The organism is Mesorhizobium sp. M1E.F.Ca.ET.045.02.1.1 (genome assembly GCF_003952485.1).
Classification (GTDB): Bacteria; Pseudomonadota; Alphaproteobacteria; order Rhizobiales; family Rhizobiaceae; genus Mesorhizobium.
In genome coordinates this window covers 5,767,204-5,779,618 of record NZ_CP034447.1, presented here as the reverse complement: position 1 = coordinate 5,779,618, position 12,415 = coordinate 5,767,204, and the positions used below count along the sequence as shown (strand labels likewise).

Sequence of the window (12,415 nt, the reverse complement as noted above, 5' to 3'; positions counted from 1 at the left end):
CTTACAGCGAGCGGCGGAAACACCAGCTTCCTGGCTCTTGAAACAGTTTAAGGTCGGGCTTTGGAAAAAATGGTCAGCGACTGACCGCTTCGTGGTCGTAGCGTTCCCAGCCCTTCGGGCCGAGATGCTCCTGCGGCATGAAACGCATCTTATAGCTCATCTTGCGCGAGCCGTTGACCCAGTAGCCGAGATAGACGTGGGGCAGTCCCATCGCCTTGGCGCGGGCGATGTGGTCGAGGATCATGAAGGTGCCGAGCGAGCGATCCTCGAAATCGGGATTGAAGTAGGAATAGACCATCGACAGGCCGTCGGCCATCTTGTCGGTCAGCGCCACGGCGATCAGCTCGCCCTGGCCCTTGCCGGTGATGAAGGTGTCGGGGCCGCGGCGCCGGTATTCGATGATCTTGGTGTCGACATGCGTGTCCTCGACCATCATGGCATAGTCGAGCACCGTCATGTCGGACATCCCGCCGCGCCGGTGCCGGGCGTCGAGATAGGCGCGGAACAGGGAATATTGCTCGGTCGAGGGCTGCGCGTCGTGCATGGCGCCGATCAGATCGGCATTGCGCTGGATGACGCGGCGCATGTTGCGGCTGGTGGTGAACTCCTGCGCAAGGATGCGCACCGACACGCAGGCGCGGCAGGATTCGCAGGCGGGCCTGTAGGCAATGTTTTGGGAGCGCCTGAAGCCGCCTTGGGTCAAGAGGTCGTTCATCTCGGGCGCCTTGTCGCCGACAAGGTGCGTGAACACCTTGCGCTCGAACTGGCCCTCCAGATAGGGGCATGGCGACGGCGCGGTCAGGAAGAACTGCGGCGACTGGGTCGGATGCTGCGTCATCTAATCTTGGAAACGCTCCTGCGAATCGCTCTACCTTTGGCCCGGCCGGCGAAAAATTCAACAGGATTGTGCGGCCGCGGCCGGCCTAGCCTGTTCATATTCTAGCACAACCGGCGCGGCGATGGCGGCCGCAGGCACCGTCAGATGTCGGTGCGGGTGACGACCGTGCCGAGAAGCAGGTCATGCAGCGTGCGCTTGCGGTCGGAAAACAGCGTGACCAGCAGCACCAGCGGCGTCAGGATGACGTTGGCGGCCCAGAACAGCACCGAATGCACGACCGCGGTCAGGCCGTCGATGCGGGTGCCGTCGAGCTTGTCGAGCCGGATGCCCATGATCTTCATACCGGTCGTCGCCTGGTCACGGCTGCCCAGCGTGTTCCAGATGTAGAGGATGGCAACCGCCGGCACCAGGACGGAAAACAGCGCCCAGCCCAGGCCGAAGGTCAAAAGCCCAAGCACGGCGACCAGTATCGCGAAGGGGATGGTGAGCAGCGCAACGATGAAATAGTCGAGGATGAAGGCGAAGACGCGCCTGGTCCGCACGCCGCGATAGGCGCGCGTGTCCTCGAACCTCGTTGTGATGATCTCGCCGTCAAGCACGCGCGTGTTCATGTCCTTTCCTCATAAGGGCATTCGATGCCCGCCATCTCAGATGGTGAGGGCAGCGCTGAATTCAAGGAACGGATTTGGGCTTGGCCGGCCCGGGGGTCTAAAGCGCGTCGCGCTGAAACGGATTCAAGCGACGCGCTTTAGGTCCTTGTTTTGATGCATGTCGTTTTCCCAAAACCGCTGCACACTTTTGGGCGACATGCATTAGAAGACGCCCGGCAAGAGCCGGTAGCGGACCTTGTTGAGATACTCGCTATACTCCGGCGTTATGGCAAGAAGCCGTTCTTCGCGCAGGATGCGGTGAATCTGGAACAGACTGATGATGGCGTAGACGGTGAAATTGTAGATCGAGAAATTCGACAGCAGGAACACGACGTGTCCCATAAGGTAGCCGGCGTAAATCGGGTGCCTGACAAATCTGTAGGCGCCGTCGGTCACGACGCCCCGGTTGGCGGGCAGGATGGCGAAGGAGCGGCCGAGCGATATCTTTCCCCAGATGGACATCCACAGCGACAGGAACTGCACCGGTGCGGCGATCGCGAGCGGAATGATCGCGACGCCTTGCTCGAACGAGATGAGGCCGGCGCCGAAAGTGGCCGTCACCGAAATGACCACGGTGAACGGGCTCCAGTCGCGAACGATCGGGCGGCGCGCGAGGAGCAGCCAGATGAGGGTGAGGGTTTCGGAAATCGTCAACAGCAGGACGTTGAGCCGAGCCGGGTCGATGATGAGCTGGGACACGCCGCGATAAACGAATAGCGACATCACAGCCAGCGCGAAAAAGCGGAAGAAGCCCTCGCGCAAGTCCGTCAAGACTTCGCTCGCCCGTGGCCCGGAGAGGAATCCCGTTCCTTCGCCAGACAGGGCGATGCTTTTCAGAATGGTCAAGTCGTCGATCCCCGGCGGTCCCCTCGTATGAGACCATTGCACGCAAGCCCTTGCCGCGAGGTTAAGCTTTTGAGTGGCTTTGGTTGTATGCGGTGGAATCTCTCGAGTCCCCGGCGAATGGCGTGTTGGCAGTTGAACATGACGCTCTTCCCAGTTTAGCCTGCTGCGGCGCACAAAGAGGTGGGGAAATGGACTACGACATGCTCGTGATAGGCAGCGGTCCCTCGGGGCGCCGCGCCGCGGTACAGTCGGCCAAACTTGGCAAATCGGTTCTGGTGGTCGACAGGGGCCGCCGCCTCGGTGGCGTCTCGGTGCACACCGGCACCATCCCATCGAAAACACTGCGCGAGACGGTCCTCAACCTCTCCGGCTGGCGCGAGCGCGGCTTCTACGGGCGTGGCTACCGCGTCAAGCAGGACATCTCGGTCACCGACCTTGTCGAGCGCTTGCACAAGACGCTCGACCATGAGGTCGAGGTGTTGCAGCACCAGTTCATGCGCAATACGGTCAAGAGCGCGCGCGCCGCGGTGAAATTCCTCGGCCCCAACCGGGTCAGCCTGACGGCGGACAACGGTGACTACAGCGAAGTCGGTTTCGCCAACGCGCTGATCGCCGTGGGCACCAGGCCGCATCGTCCGGGCGACGTGCCCTTCGACAAGAAGCGCATCTTTGACAGCGACGAGATGCTGGAACTCCACCATCTGCCGCGCACGCTGACGGTGATCGGCGCCGGCGTCATCGGCGTCGAGTATGCGACCATCTTCTCGGCGCTCGACGTGCCGGTGACGCTGGTCGAGCCGCGCAACACGATCCTCGATTTCATCGACCGCGAGATCGTCGACGACTTCATCCACCAGATGCGCGACCGCGGCATGACCATTCGCCTCGGCAGCACGGTCAAGGAAATCGCTTCGAAGCCGGATCATGCCGAGGTGACGCTGGCCGACGGCCGCACCATCCGCTCCGAGATCGTGCTCTATGCCGCCGGCCGCACCGGCAACGTCGCCAGCCTCGGCCTGGAGATGGTCGGCATCGAAGCCGATGGGAGAGGCCGTATCAAGGTGGATCCGAAAACCTTCCAGACCAGCGCGCAGAACATCTATGCCGCCGGCGACGTCATTGGTTTCCCAAGCCTTGCCTCCACCTCGATGGAGCAGGGCAGGGTGGCCGCCTGTCACGCTTTCGGCGTCACCCTGCCGCCGCCGCCGGAAACCTTTCCCTATGGCATCTATGCGGTGCCGGAGATCTCCACCGTCGGCCAATCGGAGGAGCAGGTGCGCGAGAGCGGGATCGCCTATGAGGTCGGCGTGGCACGCTTCCGGGAAACCTCGCGCGGCCACATCATGGGCGTCAACTCAGGCTTCCTGAAGCTCCTCTTTTCGGTCGAGACGCGACGGCTGCTCGGCGCCCACATTGTCGGCGAGGGCGCCACCGAGCTCATCCACATCGGCCAGGCGGTGATCAATCTCGGCGGTACCGTGGACTTCTTCGTCAACAACACCTTCAACTATCCGACGCTGGCCGAAGCCTACAAGATCGCGGGCCTGGATGCCTGGAACAGGATGGGGCAGGGATAGACACTGGACAAAGCTCCTTGCCAGGAGCGACGTTCCAGTCAGGCGACTGGTGTGGCCCCCGCAAGCCACTGCGGCACGATCGCTGCATCCGCGTCGCCGAATTCGTGACCTGCGGCGACGATGCGCGCATCGACCTCGGCGCCGCGCTGGCTGAACAGCGTCACCAGGGCGGGCGCGAAGGGTCCGTAGGTCTGGTCCGCCGCGCCGGCGATGATCAGCACCCGCGTTCCGGCAAGGTCGGGCGCAGGGGTGTCGTCGAGTACCGGCATCGCCCTGAGAAGCGCGGCCTGCCTGACGAGGCCCGGATGGAGCAGCATCAGCGTGGAAACCAGATTGGCGCCGTTCGAATAGCCGAGGAAGGTTGCGCGCTGAAGGTCGAGCCCATGGCGCTTCGCGGCTACGGCTGCGAACTCGGCGAAAGCGGCCGCCTCCGCGCGAATGCTCGATTGCTCGAAACTGGTCGGCGTGATTCGCTCGAACCAGCGGAAACCATCCTCTTGGGCGATGCGGCCGCGCGCCGCGACAAGCACCGCGCGCGGCCCGATTTGCCTCGCCAATGGCACCATCGTCGTTTCGTCCACGCCCGATCCATGCAGCACGAAGAGGCATTCGCCGCTCGCATTCGCCGGCCTCAGCAATCGATAGGAAAAACTAAGATCGCGGTGCAGGATGTTGTTTTCTTCGGAATATTCGGACACGCTCATATCCGTTTGATTTCATGGGTGTTTTGTTGATTTGCCGGCTTCAAAACGGAATGTTTTCAAGCTCCGCGAAAGTTGATTGAACCGGGCGCATTTCAGACCGTTTCTGCGCCGATACACTCCCCGATGGGAGGAATCGAAGCGGTGCGTCGGGGGTCGCATTGCTGGACATGAAACACCAGCTCTGAGGCCTTTTGTCGATGACCATCCCGGTTTCTCAACGCGACACGCGTATCAATGATCGCAATACGCGTATCAATGATCGCGACACGCGTATCAACGGTCGCGACACGCGTATCGATGTGCTGCGCGCGCTCGCCTTGCTCACCATTTTCGTCGACCATGTGCCTGGCACCGTCTTCGAAAGCCTGACCTACAAGAATCTCGGCTTTTCCGATGCGGCCGAGGCCTTCGTCCTGATCTCCGGCATCTCGGTTGCGCTTGCCTATGGCAGCAAGTTCAAGCCGGGCGGCAGATTGCTGGCGACGCTCAAGATGTGGCGGCGCGCCGGCGTGCTTTATGTCACCCACATCGTCATCACCATGGCGGTGATCGCCATGTTCTGCGCCGCGGCGGTATTTGCCCACAGGCCGGAGCTCTTGAAGATGATCAACATCGAGCCGCTGATGAAGAACACGCCGGAGGTGCTGCTCGGCATCGTCACGCTCGGCCATCAGCTCGGCTACAACAACATCCTGCCGGTCTATGCGGCGCTGCTTCTGGCGGCGCCGGCCTTCGTTCTGTTCGTCAGCTACAGGCCCGTGGCCGCACTGTTTGTGTCCGGGCTGCTGTGGCTTGTCGCCGGTATCTGGCAGATCGCGCCGCCGAACTATCCCGAGCCGGGTCTCTGGTTCCTCAACCCGCTGTCCTGGCAATTCCTGTTCAATATCGGCCTTGCGGCCATGCTCCATGTCAAGCGCGGCGGCACCATTCCCGTAAACCGGTGGCTGATGGGCTTCGCCGGCGCCTATGTGGTCGGCGCGGCGATCTGGGTGCACAGCCCGCTCTGGGGTCATATCACCTGGTTCGACCTGCCGGTGGTGCTCGGCGGCTTCGACAAGACCTTCCTGTCGCTGCCGAGACTGCTGCATATCCTTTCTGTCAGCTACCTGATCATCGCCTTGCCGGCCGTATCGAACCTCTTCCGCGCCAGGCCCGACAATCCGCTGGCGATCCTCGGCAAGCGCTCGCTGCCGGTGTTCATCGCCGGAACGGTGATCGCCATGGCGGCTCAGGTGCTCAAGCTGATCAATCCCGGCGGCCTGGCCTATGACACGCTGCTGATCGCCGCCGGCATCGCCATGCAGTTCGCGCTGGCGCTGTATCTCGAATGGCTTGCCAGCCTCGGTCCGGCCCGCGCCAAGCCGGCGCGCGAGCAGACTGGGCGCGCTTCGTTCGGTGCGCAGCCGGTGCAGGCGAGGTTGGGCGGCTATTGAGGGCTCGTCAGATCCTCGGGGCAGGGCCGGTCGAGGCCCTGACGACGAGCTCGACACCCATCGTCTCGCGCCGTACCGCGCCGTCGAAGTCGAGGATCATGCGCGCCGCCCGCCGCCCGATCTCGGTGATCGGCTGGGCGATCGTGGTCAGCGGCGGGTCGCAGAGCGCGCCGTCCGGCACGCCGTCGAAGCCGACGATGGAGACATCCTCCGGCACTTTGAGCCCCCGCGCGGTCAGCCATTCGATGGCGATCAGCGCCATCCTGTCCGACATCGCCAGGATGGCGCTGGGCCGCTTGTTGCCCGCGAAGATCGCCTCGAGCCCGGCCCTGGTGCTCTTCTCTTCATTTTCGGTCTCGTAGACCGGGATCTTCGCCGTATTGATGCCGAAGCGGGAGAGCTCCTCGAAATAGCCGGCAAGGCGGTCGCGTGTTCCTGTGTAGAGCGCGCTGTGCACGATTTCCGGCGTGGCGAAGCCGGTGCGGTCGTCGGCAAAGGCCAGCGACAGCACCGCGAAACGGCGATGGCCGAGCTCGGCAAGGTGGCGCGCTGCAAGCCTGGCGCCTGCGACATTGTCGACGCCGATCGCCGAGACGGTTTCGTCCTCGAAGCCGAGTTCCAGCGCCACGAAGGGCAGCCTGCGCTCGCGCGTCAGGTCGACAAGGCGCGAGCCGCCTTCGATGCAGAATAGGATGAAGCCGTCGACAAGCGCGCTCTGGATGTTCCAGGCGAGCTTTTCCTGGTTGGCGGCTGAGACCAGTGCGATGCCCGCGCCCGTGGCGTCGCAGGCTTCGGAGATGCCGGCCATCATGACGCGGGCAAAGGGATCCTCGAAGAAATAGGAGAGGGGCTCGGTCGTGCCGACGCCGATGGCATTGACCTTGCCGGCGCGCAACAGGCGCCCCTTGGGATCGGGCCCGGCATAACCCATCGCCTCCGCCACTGCCTTGACCCGCTCGCGCACTTCCTGGCGCACGATCTCCGGGCGGCTGAAGACATTGGAGGCCGTGCCATGCGAGACGCCAGCCGCCTTGGCGATATCCGCCAGCCGGATGGGTCGTGCCTGGCCTTCGATGGGTGATGCCATGTCGTTCCTCCGAATCCTGTCACATCACGAACATGACCGCGGAATGGTTGCCGGTCATCTAACATTTTTCTTGGATCGATTCAAATTCCTGCTTGACTTCGAGTGCGGCGAGCATATGATTTGAATCGATCCAAGACAGCTTCTCCCGAGCGGATTTGAAAGAAGGAGGGTGCCATGCATCCGGTCAGCTATTTGTTCGAGGACTTCTACAAGAACGACTGGGGCATTGCCTCGGCCGCAACGAGCGAAAAGCGGCGCGGCAAGGCAAGCCCGTGGAAGCGCGAGCCACGCTTCATCGTGGGGCGCAAGCGCGCCTGAGGGGCGGTTCTTTTTCGTGCTGAAAAATTGGATCGATTCAATCAGAGGAAATCAGCCATGCATCCGATCAGCCATCTCTTCCAGGACATCTATCGCAACTATTGGGGCATCTCGCCGGCGGTCGACCGGCCTGAGCGGCAGCGCGCGGCGGAGCCGGCGACGCGCAGGCGGAAGCTGCGTTTGGTGCGCCGCTGACCTCGCCGCTCCGCGAGCCTCGCTCCGATGAAGGGGCGTTCTAGGACCGTGGGCGCAACAGCGCCGAGACCGCAATCGCCAGCCAGCCGGCGATCAGCAGAGTGCCGCCGACCGGCGCCGACATCGGAAACAGCCGCGAGCCGAGGAAGTCTCTGGCGATAAGATCGCCAGAAAACATCAGCAGGCCGACGAGCAGCACCAGGCCTGCGATCCTGAGGCTCCTGTTGCCGTCGGCAAGGCCGATGGCGACGAAGGCAGGGGCGTGCATCAGCAGGAACGAGGCGGCTGTGCCGGTGAAGGCGCCGCCCCGATGCGCGGCGGCGGCCGACAGCGCCACGCCTGCCGCGCCAACGAGCCCACCCGCCAGCACGAGGATACGGCTGCCGCCGTTTGATGGTTGCCCGGCGAGGCTCATCGCGGATCTCCGTGCTTCGGTTGACGGCGAGCCTCTCAGGACTCGCCCGCTTCGAGCAGCATATGCCGCGCCCGCCTCGACTGGACAATCCAGTTGTAGACCGCTCCGAACGCCATCAGCACCGACGTGCCTAAAAACACCGCCCGCATGCCGAAATGGCCGCCGACGAAACCGCCGGCCAGCGGCCCCGCGACCTGGCCCACATACTGCGCCGAGATCGACAATCCGAGCACATTGCCGCCGACGCCGTCCGGGATGTTGTGGCGGATGACGCTGGTGATGCAGGGCAAGAGGCCACCCAGCGCCAGACCCATCAGGAAACGCAGCCCGATCAACTGCCAGCCATCGGTGACGAACGCCTGCGGGACGAGCAGCAGCGCCGAGACGGCAAGCGCGCCGACAACGACGTTCCAGTGGCCGACGCGATCGGCGAGCCTGCCCAGCCATGAGGAGGACAGGATCGTGCCGAGTGCTGCCGCCGACATCACCACGCCGGCGACCATCGTCACCTTGCTCTGGCCCACGACGAGTTGCTGCACATAGACGGTGATGATCGGCTCGATCGACATTGTGGCGAAGGCGAGCAGCATGCCGGTCGTCAGCATCGCCACGACCGGTCGCTTGTCAGGGATCTGCGACCAGCCGCTCCTCGGCTTCGCCGCCGAAGCGGCGTTGGCCGCAACTGGACGCGGGTTTTCCTTGATCAGGAAGGTCGTGGCCAGGAAGGCAAGGAAGATGACGCCGCCGGACAGCAGGAAGGTCGCGCGGATGCCGATCACCGGCGGCAGCGCGCCGCCGAGCAGCGGGCCGACCAGCGAGCCCGCCGTGATGCCGGCCGCCAGCACGCCGAGCGCCCAGCCGGAGCGGTCCTTGGGCGTCTGCATCGCCACCAATATCGTCGATCCCGAGGAATAGCCGCCGGCAAAGCCGATCAGGAGCCTCAGCAGCACCAGTTGCCAAACGCTTTCAACCATGCCGGTCAGCGACATGCAGATCGCCATGCCGAACGAGGCGCGCACCAGCATCAGCTTGCGGCCATAGCGGTCGCCCAGCCGCCCCCACAACGGTGCGACCAGGGCCGCGGCAAAGAAGGTTGCGCCATAGGCGATACCCGACCATTGCACGATCGCGGCGTGCCCCTCGGCGCCGAGCTGTTCGACGTAAAGGGGCAGAAAAGGCAAGAGCAGCGTCATGGCAATGAGCGTGCTGAACGAGCCGGCGAAGCAGACGGCGAGATTGCGCCGCCAATGGGCGTTGTAGCCGCCCTGTTCTGTACCGCCGTCCGCCATGTTATGCCTGCCCGGTTATCCGGGATTGCTCCGGATACCATTTTGGGATACCAAATCGGTATCCGTCATGGACCTCAACCCGGCCGCTGTCAATGCGGTGCCGAAGAGCGGAACGACAATGTCGCAGATGCAGAATGTCGAAAGGCAACTTCGCGAGATGATCCTCGGGCTGGAGATCGGCCCGGGCGAGCGGCTGACGGAGCGCTGGATCGAAAGCCGCTTCGGCGCCTCGCGCACGCCGGTCAGGGCCGCTTTGCTGCGCCTCGAGACCGAAGGTCTGGTCGGCCGCGACGGCCGCGGCTGGACCGTGGCGCCGATCAATCTCGCCGAGCTTGGCCAGATCGCCGTCTACCGCGAGGCGGTCGAGGTGGCGGCGGTGCGGCTGACGGCAGCGCTTGAGGATCGCAGCGGGGTCGAGGTGATCGCGGCGATGCTCGATTCCTGCGACGCCGACACGCCGCGCGAGGAATGGCATCGCGTCGGCATGGATTTCCACATCGAGCTGGCCAGGCTTTCCGGCAATGAATTCCTGTTGCGGGCGGTACGCGATGCAATGACCAGGCTGTCGCGTGCCCGCTGGCTGGAAGTGCGCGACGAGGCGGCGCTCGGCCGCGCCTGGGCCGAGCACCATGCCATCCTGGGCGCCGTGCGAAAGGGTGACGCCGACGAGGCAGCTAGGCTGCTCTCGGCTCATATCGCCGGCAGCCGCGACCGGCTGGTGACTTCGCTGCATGATGACCGGCGCGGCCTGCGCGCCAGGGGCTTCGCCGTCGTCGCTGCCTGATCCCTGCAATCGCCGCCGAATATTAGGACTCTCACAAGTTCGTTTGCCTGCGCGGGCTTGCAAGATGTTCGGCACAATGCTGTAGGAGGCTCGACGCCACATCTTTGAAACGAAGGACGCATGGCCTCGCCCTTACGCACCGCAGCGCGGGTATTCTATTTCGTACGCAACATAACGCGCGATGTGGTGCCGCAGGCTCTCTTTCGCCAGCGCCTCGCCGGCCTCCTGGGGCAGGCGAAGCTTTCCAGCAAAACGGTCCGCGATCGGGTCAACTATTACAACAAGCTCGACCATGGCTTCGCGCCGAGCGCGGCGGCCGTGCCGGCCGGTCAAATACCCAAGTTCGGGAGCATGTACTATTACGATCTGAAGGAGTTCGCCCGCTACTTCGATCGCGACCTGATCATCGATCTCGAGTTCGGCGATGTCGTCGATGTGCCCAAGATGCCGGCGATCGTCAAGGACCGGCCGATCCGTGACGACAACGGCAACGCCGTGATCATGAAGCTCGACAAGTTCCGCCATTTCCGGTTTCCCCGCGACGGGTTGTCCTTCGCCGAGAAGCGCCCGATGGCGGTCTGGCGCGGCGATTTCAACAATCCGATCCGCAAGCGGTTCGTCGATGCAGTGCGCGGTCTGCCGGCTTGCGATGCGGGCTCGCCCAAGCCAAGCGCGCCGGAGAACTACCGTAAGCCCTACCTTACGATCCCGCAGCAGCTGCAGTTCCGCTACATCGTCTCGCTCGAAGGTAACGACGTGGCCACGAACCTGAAATGGATCATGAGCTCGAACTCGCTCTGCCTGATGCCGCCTCCGACCTACGAGACCTGGTTCGCCGAAGCTGAGGTCGAGCCCAATGTCCACTACGTGCCGCTGGCGCCCGATTTTTCGGACGTCGCCGACAAGATCGCCTATTTCGAAACGCACCCGGCGGAAGCCCAACGCATCACGACGGCGGCCAACGCTTACTGCCGCCGGTTCAGCAATGAAAAGGACGAGCGGGCGGTCTCGCTGCTCGTCCTCTACAAATATTTCGTGCTGAGCGGCCAGATCAAACCCGACCCCGAGGTTTGGCGCTACATCACGGGCTGAGGGTTCTTAGATATCGCTGCGGTCGAGCACCAGGTCGGCCGGGCCGAAACGGTCCTTGGCGGTGAACTGCTGGTGCCAGTAAGGATAAAGCACCGGCGGCCGGCTGACGGCGTCGAGGCGCAAACGCTCGTCGAGCGTCAGCGTCAGGCTTGCCGCGGCAAGGTTGTCCGTGAGCTGGGTTTCGTTGCGGGCACCGATCACCAGCGAACTGACGGCCGGGCGGCCGAGCAGCCAGGCAAGCGCCACCTGCGCCGCCGACACGCCACGCGCCTTGCCGATCTCGGAGAGCATGTCGACGATCCGCCACAACCTGTCCTCATCGCGGATCGGCGGTTCCGACCAGCCGCCAAGTTGCCGCGCCGTCGGGCTGTCGCGGCGGTATTTGCCCGAAAGCAGGCCGCCGGCCAGCGGGCTCCACACCAGCACGCCGAGGCCCTGGTCGACCGAAATCGGCAGCAACTCGTATTCGGCCTCGCGTGCTTCAAGCGTGTAGTGGATCTGCTGGGTGACGAAGCGCGGCTGATGATGGCTGTCGCTGATCGAGAGCGCCTTCATCACCTGCCAGCCCGAAAAGTTGGAACAGCCGACATAGCGGACCTTGCCCTGGCCGACCAAGGTGTCGAGCGCGGCGATCGTCTCCTCCAGCGGCGTGACGCCATCCCATTCGTGCAGGAAATAGATGTCGATGACGTCGGTCTTGAGCCGCTTCAGGCTCCTCTCGCATTCGCGGATCAGATGATGGCGCGACAGGCCTTCGTCGTTGGGGCCGTTGCCGATCCGCATGCGCGCCTTGGAGGCGATCAGCACATCGTTCTTGCGCTTCCCGCCGAGCGCCTCGCCGACGATCTCCTCCGACAAGCCATTCGAATAGACGTTGGCGGTGTCGATGAGATTGATGCCGGCATCGAGGCAGGTATCGATGATGCGCCTGGCTTCCGAAAGGTCGGATTTGCCGACGGCGGCGAACGGGCCCGTGCCGCCGAAGGTCATCGTGCCAAGGGTCAATGTCGAAACCTTCAGGCCGGAACGGCCAAGGGTGCGGTATTCCATGTCGGATCCTCGCGATTTTGTTTTGAAGAGGCGCGCGTGGCGGGCGCCGGAAAAAGCGCGATGGTATTTGTAGGACAATTCCGGCGGCTTGTCGCCCCGCTGTCGGTCCGGGCCGATCACATATCGGCTAGACCAGC

The 12,415-nt window shown here is 63.7% G+C and carries 14 protein-coding genes; 6 read left to right on the top strand and 8 right to left on the bottom strand.

Going from position 1 to position 12,415, the window contains the following annotated elements:
* Window positions 1–73 precede the first annotated feature (73 nt).
* From EJ070_RS28010 to EJ070_RS28000, 3 genes are all read right to left on the bottom strand, one after another.
* Entirely contained in the window at window positions 74–838 is a 765-nt protein-coding gene (locus tag EJ070_RS28010; protein ID WP_126094254.1) for an arginyltransferase, read from the bottom strand.
* A gap of 140 nt (window positions 839–978) precedes the next feature.
* The gene (locus EJ070_RS28005; RefSeq protein ID WP_126094253.1) at window positions 979–1,449 is read right to left on the bottom strand and encodes an RDD family protein; all 471 of its coding nucleotides are present in this window, start codon (window positions 1,447–1,449) and stop codon (window positions 979–981) included.
* Window positions 1,450–1,650: 201 nt separating this feature from the next.
* Window positions 1,651–2,259 (bottom strand): isoprenylcysteine carboxylmethyltransferase family protein, encoded by a 609-nt coding sequence (locus EJ070_RS28000; RefSeq protein ID WP_245464692.1) that lies wholly within the window; start codon window positions 2,257–2,259, stop codon window positions 1,651–1,653.
* A 263-nt stretch (window positions 2,260–2,522) separates the two neighbouring features.
* Between EJ070_RS28000 and sthA the strand changes: the two genes are divergently transcribed.
* Entirely contained in the window at window positions 2,523–3,911 is a 1,389-nt protein-coding gene (gene sthA / locus EJ070_RS27995; RefSeq protein ID WP_126094252.1) for a Si-specific NAD(P)(+) transhydrogenase, read from the top strand.
* 38 nt (window positions 3,912–3,949) lie between these two features.
* Here sthA and EJ070_RS27990 read toward each other — a convergent pair whose 3' ends face one another.
* Entirely contained in the window at window positions 3,950–4,609 is a 660-nt protein-coding gene (locus EJ070_RS27990; RefSeq protein WP_245464691.1) for an alpha/beta hydrolase, read from the bottom strand.
* Between the two features lie 203 nt (window positions 4,610–4,812).
* Here EJ070_RS27990 and EJ070_RS27985 point away from each other — a divergent pair, with 203 nt between their 5' ends.
* Window positions 4,813–6,048: an OpgC family protein gene (locus EJ070_RS27985; RefSeq protein WP_126094250.1), complete on the top strand. Its 1,236-nt coding sequence runs from the start codon at window positions 4,813–4,815 to the stop codon at window positions 6,046–6,048.
* A gap of 7 nt (window positions 6,049–6,055) precedes the next feature.
* Here the strand turns inward: EJ070_RS27985 and EJ070_RS27980 are convergent, their stop codons facing one another.
* On the bottom strand, window positions 6,056–7,135 hold the full coding sequence (locus EJ070_RS27980) for a substrate-binding domain-containing protein (RefSeq protein ID WP_126094249.1): 1,080 nt from the start codon (window positions 7,133–7,135) through the stop codon (window positions 6,056–6,058).
* A 174-nt stretch (window positions 7,136–7,309) separates the two neighbouring features.
* On the opposite strand from EJ070_RS27980, the gene EJ070_RS36440 reads away from it, so the two are divergent.
* Both EJ070_RS36440 and EJ070_RS36435 read left to right on the top strand, forming a co-directional pair.
* A complete protein-coding gene (locus EJ070_RS36440) occupies window positions 7,310–7,453 on the top strand; it encodes a hypothetical protein (protein WP_189350105.1) in 144 nt (47 codons plus the stop codon).
* Window positions 7,454–7,510: 57 nt separating this feature from the next.
* Window positions 7,511–7,648, top strand: coding sequence for a hypothetical protein (locus tag EJ070_RS36435; RefSeq protein WP_189350103.1), 138 nt, complete (start codon window positions 7,511–7,513; stop codon window positions 7,646–7,648).
* A 40-nt stretch (window positions 7,649–7,688) separates the two neighbouring features.
* Here EJ070_RS36435 and EJ070_RS27975 read toward each other — a convergent pair whose 3' ends face one another.
* Window positions 7,689–8,063 (bottom strand): DUF423 domain-containing protein, encoded by a 375-nt coding sequence (locus EJ070_RS27975; RefSeq protein WP_126094248.1) that lies wholly within the window; start codon window positions 8,061–8,063, stop codon window positions 7,689–7,691.
* A 35-nt stretch (window positions 8,064–8,098) separates the two neighbouring features.
* Window positions 8,099–9,352, bottom strand: coding sequence for a multidrug efflux MFS transporter (locus EJ070_RS27970; protein ID WP_126094247.1), 1,254 nt, complete (start codon window positions 9,350–9,352; stop codon window positions 8,099–8,101).
* 118 nt (window positions 9,353–9,470) lie between these two features.
* Between EJ070_RS27970 and EJ070_RS27965 the strand changes: the two genes are divergently transcribed.
* Together EJ070_RS27965 and EJ070_RS27960 are read left to right on the top strand one after the other, a co-directional pair.
* Window positions 9,471–10,136 (top strand): GntR family transcriptional regulator, encoded by a 666-nt coding sequence (locus EJ070_RS27965; RefSeq protein WP_126095928.1) that lies wholly within the window; start codon window positions 9,471–9,473, stop codon window positions 10,134–10,136.
* Window positions 10,137–10,256: 120 nt separating this feature from the next.
* The gene (locus EJ070_RS27960; protein ID WP_126094246.1) at window positions 10,257–11,228 is read left to right on the top strand and encodes a glycosyl transferase family 90; all 972 of its coding nucleotides are present in this window, start codon (window positions 10,257–10,259) and stop codon (window positions 11,226–11,228) included.
* A gap of 6 nt (window positions 11,229–11,234) precedes the next feature.
* On the opposite strand, the gene EJ070_RS27955 is transcribed toward EJ070_RS27960, so the two are convergent.
* On the bottom strand, window positions 11,235–12,278 hold the full coding sequence (locus tag EJ070_RS27955; RefSeq protein WP_126094245.1) for an aldo/keto reductase: 1,044 nt from the start codon (window positions 12,276–12,278) through the stop codon (window positions 11,235–11,237).
* Between the last annotated feature and the right edge of the window lie 137 nt (window positions 12,279–12,415).

Bases quoted from the DNA above. Each gene is read 5' to 3' on its own strand.
- EJ070_RS28010 (WP_126094254.1), bottom strand. From the start codon at position 838: ATGACGCAGCATCCGACCCAGTCGCCGCAGTTCTTCCTGACCGCGCCG.
- EJ070_RS28005 (WP_126094253.1), bottom strand. From the start codon at position 1,449: ATGAACACGCGCGTGCTTGACGGCGAGATCATCACAACGAGGTTCGAG.
- sthA (WP_126094252.1), top strand. From the start codon at position 2,523: ATGGACTACGACATGCTCGTGATAGGCAGCGGTCCCTCGGGGCGCCGC.
- EJ070_RS27985 (WP_126094250.1), top strand. From the start codon at position 4,813: ATGACCATCCCGGTTTCTCAACGCGACACGCGTATCAATGATCGCAAT.
- EJ070_RS27980 (WP_126094249.1), bottom strand. From the start codon at position 7,135: ATGGCATCACCCATCGAAGGCCAGGCACGACCCATCCGGCTGGCGGAT.
- EJ070_RS36440 (WP_189350105.1), top strand. From the start codon at position 7,310: ATGCATCCGGTCAGCTATTTGTTCGAGGACTTCTACAAGAACGACTGG.
- EJ070_RS36435 (WP_189350103.1), top strand. From the start codon at position 7,511: ATGCATCCGATCAGCCATCTCTTCCAGGACATCTATCGCAACTATTGG.
- EJ070_RS27975 (WP_126094248.1), bottom strand. From the start codon at position 8,063: ATGAGCCTCGCCGGGCAACCATCAAACGGCGGCAGCCGTATCCTCGTG.
- EJ070_RS27970 (WP_126094247.1), bottom strand. From the start codon at position 9,352: ATGGCGGACGGCGGTACAGAACAGGGCGGCTACAACGCCCATTGGCGG.
- EJ070_RS27965 (WP_126095928.1), top strand. From the start codon at position 9,471: ATGTCGCAGATGCAGAATGTCGAAAGGCAACTTCGCGAGATGATCCTC.
- EJ070_RS27960 (WP_126094246.1), top strand. From the start codon at position 10,257: ATGGCCTCGCCCTTACGCACCGCAGCGCGGGTATTCTATTTCGTACGC.
- EJ070_RS27955 (WP_126094245.1), bottom strand. From the start codon at position 12,278: ATGGAATACCGCACCCTTGGCCGTTCCGGCCTGAAGGTTTCGACATTG.